Origin of the sequence: Microcoleus sp. Pol17C6, from assembly GCF_036701145.1 — a bacterium.
GTDB lineage: Bacteria > Cyanobacteriota > Cyanobacteriia > Cyanobacteriales > Microcoleaceae > Microcoleus.
The window spans coordinates 130212-137789 of record NZ_JAUBQH010000010.1; the positions used below are offsets into that span (position 1 = coordinate 130212).

Annotated in this window: 9 protein-coding genes; 4 read left to right on the forward strand and 5 right to left on the reverse strand. The window is 44.9% G+C overall.

The window, feature by feature from the left end:
- Positions 1-102: 102 nt before the first annotated feature.
- Positions 103-822, reverse strand: a complete 720-nt coding sequence (locus QUA25_RS07960; protein WP_333036910.1) for a hypothetical protein — start codon at positions 820-822, stop codon at positions 103-105.
- A gap of 616 nt (positions 823-1438) precedes the next feature.
- On the opposite strand from QUA25_RS07960, the gene QUA25_RS07965 reads away from it, so the two are divergent.
- Both QUA25_RS07965 and QUA25_RS07970 read left to right on the forward strand, forming a co-directional pair.
- On the forward strand, positions 1439-1912 hold the full coding sequence (locus QUA25_RS07965) for a Coq4 family protein (RefSeq protein WP_333036911.1): 474 nt from the start codon (positions 1439-1441) through the stop codon (positions 1910-1912).
- Positions 1913-1941: 29 nt separating this feature from the next.
- On the forward strand, positions 1942-2166 hold the full coding sequence (locus QUA25_RS07970; protein WP_333036912.1) for a helix-turn-helix transcriptional regulator: 225 nt from the start codon (positions 1942-1944) through the stop codon (positions 2164-2166).
- Between the two features lie 149 nt (positions 2167-2315).
- Here the strand turns inward: QUA25_RS07970 and QUA25_RS07975 are convergent, their stop codons facing one another.
- From QUA25_RS07975 to QUA25_RS07985, 3 genes are all read right to left on the reverse strand, one after another.
- Positions 2316-3212 carry an alpha/beta hydrolase gene (locus QUA25_RS07975; RefSeq protein WP_333036913.1) on the reverse strand — a complete coding sequence of 299 codons (897 nt, stop codon included), beginning with the start codon at positions 3210-3212 and terminating at the stop codon, positions 2316-2318.
- 217 nt (positions 3213-3429) lie between these two features.
- A complete protein-coding gene (gene dacB, locus QUA25_RS07980) occupies positions 3430-4878 on the reverse strand; it encodes a D-alanyl-D-alanine carboxypeptidase/D-alanyl-D-alanine endopeptidase (protein WP_333036914.1) in 1449 nt (482 codons plus the stop codon).
- Positions 4879-4953: 75 nt separating this feature from the next.
- Positions 4954-5280, reverse strand: a complete 327-nt coding sequence (locus tag QUA25_RS07985) for a (2Fe-2S) ferredoxin domain-containing protein (RefSeq protein ID WP_333036915.1) — start codon at positions 5278-5280, stop codon at positions 4954-4956.
- Between the two features lie 245 nt (positions 5281-5525).
- Here QUA25_RS07985 and QUA25_RS07990 point away from each other — a divergent pair, with 245 nt between their 5' ends.
- Positions 5526-5987 (forward strand): CBS domain-containing protein, encoded by a 462-nt coding sequence (locus QUA25_RS07990; protein ID WP_333036916.1) that lies wholly within the window; start codon positions 5526-5528, stop codon positions 5985-5987.
- 263 nt (positions 5988-6250) lie between these two features.
- Entirely contained in the window at positions 6251-6925 is a 675-nt protein-coding gene (nblB, locus tag QUA25_RS07995) for a phycobilisome degradation protein NblB (RefSeq protein WP_333036917.1), read from the forward strand.
- A 469-nt stretch (positions 6926-7394) separates the two neighbouring features.
- On the opposite strand, the gene QUA25_RS08000 is transcribed toward nblB, so the two are convergent.
- A partial coding sequence (locus tag QUA25_RS08000; RefSeq protein ID WP_333036918.1) for a hypothetical protein occupies positions 7395-7578 on the reverse strand: 184 nt, incomplete at its 5' end.

Genomic DNA, 7578 nt, shown 5'->3' on the forward strand with positions numbered 1-7578 from the left:
AAGTAGAACAAGTTAAAAAAACAGAACACCCAGAAGCATGACTTCTTTATTTAAGAAGTCATGCTTTGAGATGAGCAGCAGTTTATTTATCACTTTTGTCACTTACTGTGGCATAGAAACTGGCTGAACGTATTGAGAATTAGCCCGCACATAACAGCCTTTTGTTGTCAGCAGCCAGGGTTGATTATTCTCAATTTTAATTGCATTTGTTCCCCTGAGTTCAGCAGCAATTGGATCTTGATTCGCGCGGTAAACTTGTTTGATTGCTCCATTGGGAGTCTGGCGACAGTTGAGTTCTCCATCCCGCGAGGTGACTCGCCAAGACGGCCAAGTTCCTAAGCCAGAAGTTTGGCCCAGCCAAGTATTAGCATTGCTAGAAGTATAGTCGCCGCTAGCATTAGGACGCGGTAAAGATTCGACTAAATTTACTTTAAATGTCTGGCCAATAGAAGGACAATTTTCTCCTCCTTTCACCTTCCAAGTAACTTCGGCTCCCAATTGGCTGCTCCTTCCAACTTGACGCCTAACAATGGTAATATCCCCAGAACAAACAATTTTTTGGCCAGGGCCGCTCGCACTGTCTTTGAAAGTCCCATTGTAATAGTAAGAGCCTGCTGCTCCTTCATAACGGGTAATTTGAATATTGCCCAAAAATTCCCGATTGCCTACTTTGGTAATGTAAAAACCGCTGCGATTGTTCCCTTTTTCTGACAGGTTTAAAGTAGTTTTACCGTTAGGATTAACATAAGTCGTAGCGCTAGCAGCAGCGCACCAAATCAATGACACAACTCCTGTGGATAACAAAATAGAAAGTTTTTTCACAGCAACACCTTGTATGATATGAATCTCTACTTTATTTGTAGCTGTTGGTGAAGATATTTGACAAGTCGCTCAAATGAGTGTGACTCATTTGAGCTACATTCTAACGACATACGGGCAACCCCCCATGATTGCCACGACAAATTCGGCAACCACGGGGGATTGGCACTACTGCGTAATTCCGAAACATCAACTCTGCATAACTTCACCTTACTTCAGCTCCCTTCAACTCTCTTCACTTGTATGCACCTGCATCACGAGGTCTGCAAGCTTCAACTTCTGACTCATTGCAGGTTCCAATAATTAGCAGCAGAATAAATTTATATACGTAAGTAAGGGGGTTCCAATCACCGCTAAATACTGTGGATTTTACTGGTACTTCCCGGTGAGTCAAGTTGGGATTCCAAACACTAGGGCGATTTTTACAGGTAGCAGATTTCAAATCTAAGAATGCTTGTAAAGAAATGTAAAAGCTCCTGACAGCCGATTGCTTTGACAGAAAATACGATTTCTAAGTTCAGCCCGTAAAAAAATCGTATTGATTCAGCGCAAAAATGAACTTGACCAACATAAATTAATTTGCTCGAAACTTAAATCATTGTTGAAGGGAGAATAAATTATGGCTGACGGTCAATTAGGAGTTATATTAAAGATGGCTCAAACAATTAATCCTCAAATTGAGAGCGATCGACATTTTGAAATAGACTTGGCAAAATTGCGCCAACTGCCAGCAGGAACATTAGGGTGCGAAGTGGCGCGATTTCTAGACGAACAAGGCTTTGAGCCGATCGCATCGGGAGACTGGATTCAGCGAAACCACGACGTTTGGCACGTTCTGACCGGTCTTTCAGCTTCAACAGAAGATGAATTGGTACTTCAAGCGTTTACTCGCGCTCAAGTATTTCGTCCTTCTTGTGCGATTTTAGTGTTAGTTGGACTGATCAGCGGCAAATGCGCGATCGGACAAATTATCAAAGGCTTAAAACACGGAAAATTAGCCACTCGGCTAATTAATTGGGACGTTGCATCTGATTGGGAAACTCCTTTATCTGAAGTTCGAGAAAAACTCGGAATTCTACCCTTAATTGATTAGATTTTAACTCGTTACCTCACTGCAAAAGTATGCAAAGCAAAAGTTACAAACCGGAAATTAGCCTGAGTCCACGGGAAAGAGCGATCGCACAATTAGTAGCCCAAGGGCTGCCCAACAAATGTATTGCCAAAAATTTAAACATCAGTCACTGGACGGTTGCTACTTACGTGAGGCGGATTTTTATCAAACTCGGTGTGTGTTCCAGAACTGCGATGATTGCACTGCTGATCCAAGAAAATTTGCTCTGGGACTAATAAATAAGTAGGGTGCGTCAGCTAGCTTGAATTCTCTGGTAATCCAGAAACTCTAGGCACGACGCACCCTAAAAAAAACCTATCCCTAGACAGATGAAAACCCGGTTTAGCTGTAAAACCGGGTTTTCATTTGCAATGTTTAAAACATTCTATGCCACAGCCACAGAACGAGAAGAATTTCTCAGAAAACTCAGCAATTCTCGATTCACCGTTTGCGGCGCTTCCTGCTGAATCCAGTGACCGCAGTGAGGAACTAATTTCAACTTAAACGGAGCCGTAATTAATCTGTCTAAACCTTCTACAAGTTTGTGGCTCAAAAACGCATCTTCTTCTCCCCAAAGCACCAAAGTAGGCACTGTCACAGGTTCTAATTTCTGCCCCAAATTCCAAAGCCTCTGCGGATGAAACATCTGCCGGTAATAATTGATAGCGGCAGCTAATACTCCCGGCTTTTCTAAAGCAGTCTGATAAATCTTAGTTTCCTCAGCGCTAAAAGATCCTTTGCGAACAGCTTGTCCTTGAAAAACATTGTGTACAAAATCTTTCAAGTTTTGCCGGATCAACCATTCGGGAATGCCGGGAACCTGAAACGCCAAAACGTACCAACTGCGGCGGATTTGATCTAAATTGCTCGCCATTTCCTGCACGAATCGCTGCGGGTGCGGAGCGTTTAAAATTGCCAAGCGGTTGAGTTGTTCGGGGAATTTTTGAGCTAAGTGCCACGCAATCGCTCCTCCCCAATCATGACCTACAACGTGAGCTTTTGTATAACCGAGGCTCGCAATCAAACCGCGAATATCCGCGCTCAGGGTATCTAAATCATAGCCGCTTTCCGGCTTGTCGGAATCGTTGTAGCCCCGCAAATCCGGCACCACAACCTTGAAATGACGCGCTAAAGCAGGGATTTGATGACGCCAAGAGTACCAAAACTCTGGAAACCCATGCAGGAGGAGAACGAGCTCGCCTTCTCCTTGAGAAACGCAGTGCAGGCGGATGTTATTGGTTTCGACAAAGATGTGTTGCTGTTCGGAATCGAAAGAATTCATAGTTGGAAAGTTAGACTTATTTTCGGGAAGTACACAACCCGCCGACTGGTAGCAGGCTGAAACGGCCCAATGCTGTTAATTTTTCTACTTTTATTGTAGCTGCTTTTCGATCCCCGCCGCTGCAATCTAATTAAACTTAAAACTTGTAGGGTTTTGGGGTGTCCTGTGTTTTAGGTGTAACTACTGAGTTCAAGTTTATCACCTTAAATGTATTGTTTTAACAGCGGCGCAGGCGATTCAATAATAGCACAATTTCGTCCGTTGCCGATCGCATTTTTGCAGTCGATAGGTCAGATTGATTGACGATAATGCTAAACACCAGCGGCTCGTAATTCGGAACTTCGATATATCCCGACAGCGCCGAAACTCCGCTCATAGTTCCTGTTTTTGCTTGCAAAATTACGCGATTTGGTGTATTATTAAAGCGATTTTTCAAAGTGCCGCTCTCCCCAGCGATCGACAGTGACTGGCGGTAAATAGATGCAGCAGGTGAATTGGCCATAAATCTCAAAGTTTCCACCAAGGCTTCTGGAGTAATTAAATTGTGCCGAGACAAGCCGGAACCGTCGGCTAATATGTAGCTGTTTGGATTTACTCCTAATTGAGTTAAAACTGCCTTTAGCTCTTTCAAACCGCTTTCACCTGTATCCTCTTGTGGCACAGGCATCTTGCCTGTAACTTTTCCCAGCAATCTCAATAAAACTTCTGCATAAAGATTGTTACTTTCGCGATTAGTTTCTCTCACCAATTCCGCCAGCGGCGGCGATTCAACGGTCGCTAATTCTTGATTTAAATTGCGAGCAGCCGATGCAACTAAAGCCTGTTTAACAGGAATTCCCTCAGCCGCCAGGGCTTGTTGAAAATACTGCAAAAAATTATTAGCGGGGTTGACAACTGCGACATAAGCTGATTCAGGTTCGCCACCAACTTTCAACTGTCCGCCCAGTCGAATTATAGGTCGATCGAACTCCCGGCCAACTTCAATAAACTCAGATTCGTTTTCAGCGACGGTAAGAGTATTGTTCTGAAGTTGCCACTGATTTGCCAGCTTTGCTTCGGCAAAAGTAACTTTCAGAGGTTGCCCCAGAGCCTGTGGCGACAAGAGAAGGTCGATCGCGTTTTGATTGAAAATTAAACTGTTAATCGGGGCTCCGTAGCCTGCTTGCGCGTCTTCCCATTCCCAATTCGGATTGACTGCACTGCCTTGAAAATAGCTGTCATCGCCAATCAACTGGTTAACTTGACTGATTCCCCGCTGCTTCAACTGCTGCGCCAAAGATTTCAACTGAGCCTCAGCAATGCTGGGATCTCCCCTGCCGGCAACGTACAAACTTCCATTTTCGCCGCTGTAAACCGATGTCTTAATCCGAAAATCTGCACCGAGTTTCTGCAAAGCAGCGGCTGTAGTTAGCAGCTTGGCATTTGATGCTGGAATAAAATATTTTTGGGCGTCGCGGCTGTAGAGAGTAGTAGTAGAAGATAGAGGTTGAATCAAAATGCCCCAGCGCGATCGACTAAATTCGGGACGATTGGCGATCGCATCTACTTGCGCCCCCAATTCCCCAGGACAAATATCCCCAGAAACCGCCGACGTTTGAGCAGCAACCGCCAACGGACGCCCCAGAATTAGGACTAACAAACTCAGCGCAATTCCTTGGATTTTCAAAGTGCCAGTTCCTTAACAATAACTATTAAAATTAGATGCGCCCGATCTTGGAAGTTTCACCGAATCAAGTCAATCTTAATAAGAATAACGCGCATGAATTCTCGGATTGAACAGCGCCTCTACAGGTTTCCCCTCTTTGAGGTGATCTTCCACAATTAACGGTACATCACTCGGTTTAACTCGACAATACCAAATTTCGTCTGGGGTAACTCGTACAGTCGGGCCAGTGGTGCACTGTCCCTGACAACTACAGGCCTCCACTTTCACCCCGGCAACTTGTTGAGCTTCAAAAGCAGCTAGCACTGCTGCTGAACCATTTTTCAGGCAAGATTGATACTGGCAAACCAATACACAGCGCGCTTCTGGTTGGGAGTCTGGTTCTCGGGCTGGAGATTCTGGCATTGGTAAGGATTTATCCGCTCTTTAAGATATCTTAACAATCTTCTCAAGCCGATCGCTCGCCGGAGGGAGGCAAACGGCAGAATTTTATAGTGCGATCGAAAAAAACAGCAAAATTCTGGCATTCAAACTTTTTCCTTCTTTACTACCTTCAAACCAATCCTTTCAGCAGAGCTGCCTTTCTTCAGTCTGTGTCACGCTTTCCCTATATGATCGATTTAGAGCAACAACTCAATCAACCGCTAATCATGCCAAAAACAGTAGCCGATGTAATGAGCCGCGAGCCGATTTTGGCGCGACCCGAAATGCCCTTGAACGAAGCGATTAAAATTTTAGCTGATCGACGCATTAGCGGTCTTCCCGTCGTAGATGAGAATGACTTGTTGGTAGGAGTCATCTCCGAAACCGACTTGATGTGGCGGGAAAGCGGCGTAACTCCGCCCGCTTATATCATGGTGCTCGATAGCGTGATTTATTTGGAAAATCCCTCTCGTTACGAGCGAGAACTCCACAAGGCTTTAGGGCAAACAGTAGGAGAAGCGATGAGTACAGAGCCAGTTACCATCGGGCCGGACAAATCTATCCAAGAAGCTGCCAAACTGATGCACGATCGCAGCATCCATCGATTGCCGGTGGTCGATTCGGCGGGCAAAGTAATCGGCATCCTCACTAGGGGAGATATTATTCGCTCGATGGCTGCCGAATCTTAAATTAACTGTTGCAGTTCCAGGACTGTATCAGAAAATGAGTCGATCGCTCTTTCAATCTCGCCAACTTTTGGCAATTACCAATTACCGAGATTGACGACAAGGAAGTCAGGAATACACGCAGAGCTATTTTTTTTCTTCCTTCTTCCCTCTTCCTTCTTCCCTCTTTCCCTCTTCCTTCTATCCTTTACATCCGTTACATCCGTTACAGAATCCGTTGCCGAACTTCCTTCTTCCCAATTACCAATTATCAAATTTAAAATCGAATGAGCATTACCCCTGAGTCTGTCGAACAATTGCTGAATTCCGAGGATTTTGGCGAAAGACTGCGAGCAGTCAACCAACTGCGGCAACTAGAACCAGCGATTGCCTATAAACTGATTCAAATTGCGATCGGCGATAATAACGTCCGGGTTCGCTACGCAGCAGTCAGCCAATTATCAACCCTCGGCACGCAGAATCTGCCGAACGCTTTAGAGGTACTGCGAAACAGCCTGAACAACGACCCCGAACCCGACGTGCAAGCAGCAGCAGCCGATGCTTTGGGCGCATTGAAATTAACCGATGCTTTAGAAGATTTGCAGCAAGTTTATAGCAGTACCTCTGAATGGCTGGTGCAACTGAGCATCGTCGCGGCTTTGGGAGAAATGGGAGATCCGAAAGCCTTTCCGATGTTAGAAAATGCCCTGAATTCTGAAAACGAATTGATCCAAACCATTGCCATCAGCGCATTAGGTGAATTGGGAGATAAACGCGCGCTGCCGCTGCTGCTTCCCTACGCTTCCAATGGAGATTGGCAGATCCGTTACAGAGTAGCCCAAGCTTTAGGGCGGTTGGGCGGTGCAGAAGCACAGACAGCTTTGGAAATTCTCGCCAAAGATGAGGTTGAGCAAGTTGCTCAGGAGGCTAAAGTCGGACAAGAAAATAGTTTGAAATCTTGAGATTGCTTTCGTTCGCGAACAAGCCTGCGCGGTTGTGAATTTTGAATTAATTTAGAATTTTTGGTGAAGATTCTACTAAAAACTCTGTTCGCGATCGCACACAGAATTCAGAAACCCGGTTTCTTTCTATATTTCTTGTTCCTGTCTGCAAAACTTGTAGAAACCGGGTTTCTAGCCAGCCAACGGGCTGGTTGGGTAGCGCAAACCTTACTAATCAGGAAAAATCTCAAATCTTAAATCTCAAATTTAAAATTGTATTGATGCGACGGGCGATCGCAAATTCCTTTGAAACTCTCCTTAAATTACAGCGTACTCTTTGCTTTCCCAAACAGAGCCAGTATCTTGACATCCGCACTTTGACAACAGCTATAATCAAAATAAATACAGCAGCGGCAGGGATTAACAAAATTATTGAATTGTACCTAGCCAGCTAGCGATCGGGGAAACTATCGTTAAGACGGTAAGCCATCTACCAGAAAAACCAAGTCTTAAAACTGTTGATCATCCCCATGCTTGAACAACTACCAAATTCCGCTTCTGAGTCTTTGAACATTTTAACAGGAGAGCGACCCGCCTCCAGGGTAAGCTCATCTAATTTGGTATAATATGAACTTGACAAAGTTAACAAAATAAGCATAAGAGACTGTGTAGGC

Excerpts from the sequence above, each read along its gene's own strand:
- QUA25_RS07975 (WP_333036913.1), bottom strand. The coding sequence starts at position 3,212 with ATGAATTCTTTCGATTCCGAACAGCAACACATCTTTGTCGAAACCAAT.
- QUA25_RS07990 (WP_333036916.1), top strand. The coding sequence starts at position 5,526 with ATGCCAAAAACAGTAGCCGATGTAATGAGCCGCGAGCCGATTTTGGCG.
- QUA25_RS07985 (WP_333036915.1), bottom strand. The coding sequence starts at position 5,280 with ATGCCAGAATCTCCAGCCCGAGAACCAGACTCCCAACCAGAAGCGCGC.
- QUA25_RS07970 (WP_333036912.1), top strand. The coding sequence starts at position 1,942 with ATGCAAAGCAAAAGTTACAAACCGGAAATTAGCCTGAGTCCACGGGAA.
- QUA25_RS07965 (WP_333036911.1), top strand. The coding sequence starts at position 1,439 with ATGGCTGACGGTCAATTAGGAGTTATATTAAAGATGGCTCAAACAATT.
- nblB (WP_333036917.1), top strand. The coding sequence starts at position 6,251 with ATGAGCATTACCCCTGAGTCTGTCGAACAATTGCTGAATTCCGAGGAT.